Origin of the sequence: Actinomadura sp. 6N118 (assembly GCF_044326415.1) — a bacterium.
Classification (GTDB): Bacteria; Actinomycetota; Actinomycetes; order Streptosporangiales; family Streptosporangiaceae; genus Spirillospora.
Map to the genome: position 1 here is coordinate 1 of NZ_JBIRAZ010000086.1, position 702 is coordinate 702.

The 702-nt window shown below is 67.5% G+C and carries 1 protein-coding gene; it reads right to left on the reverse strand.

Features of this window, described 5'->3' with window-relative positions; translation table 11 throughout:
- A partial coding sequence (gene cysD / locus ACH34W_RS55500) for a sulfate adenylyltransferase subunit CysD (RefSeq protein WP_395969362.1) occupies positions 1 to 702 on the reverse strand: 702 nt, incomplete at both ends.

Below are 702 nucleotides of genomic sequence, written 5' to 3' on the forward strand. Positions count from 1 at the left end.
AGTAGCCCTCCTTCTTGCGGTCCTCCATCGCGGCCTCACTGGCCCGGTCATCAGCGCGGGTCTGGCCGCGCTCGGTGATCCGGGTCGCCGCGATCTCCTCGATCACCTCATCCAGCGTGCCCGCGGCTGACTTCACCGCACCGGTGCAGGAGGCGTCGCCGACCGTGCGGTACCGCACCGTCGCCTCGAACGCCGGCTCATCGTCGGCCCGGTTGGCGTAGGAGATGTCGGCCAGCAGCATGCCGTCGCGTTCGAACACCATCCGGGTGTGCGCGAAGTAGATCGGCGGCAACTCCAAGGCCTCGCGGCGGATGTAGTCCCAGATGTCCAGCTCGGTCCAGTTCGACAACGGGAACACCCGCACATGCTCACCACGGCGGATCCTGGTGTTGAACAGATTCCACAGCTCGGGCCGCTGGTTCTTGGGATCCCACTGCCCGAACTCATCCCGGAACGACACCACCCGTTCCTTGGCGCGCGCCTTCTCCTCATCCCGGCGCGCACCACCGAACGCCGCGTCGAACTGGTGCTCCTCGATCGCATCCAGCAGGCTGGTGGTCTGCAACCGGTTCCGCGACGCGCGCCGCCCGGTCTCCTCCACCACCCGACCCTGGTCGATGGAGTCCTGCACCGACGCCACAACGAGACGGACCCCGAGCTCGGCGACGCGGCGGTCCCGGTACTCGATCACCTCGGGAAAGT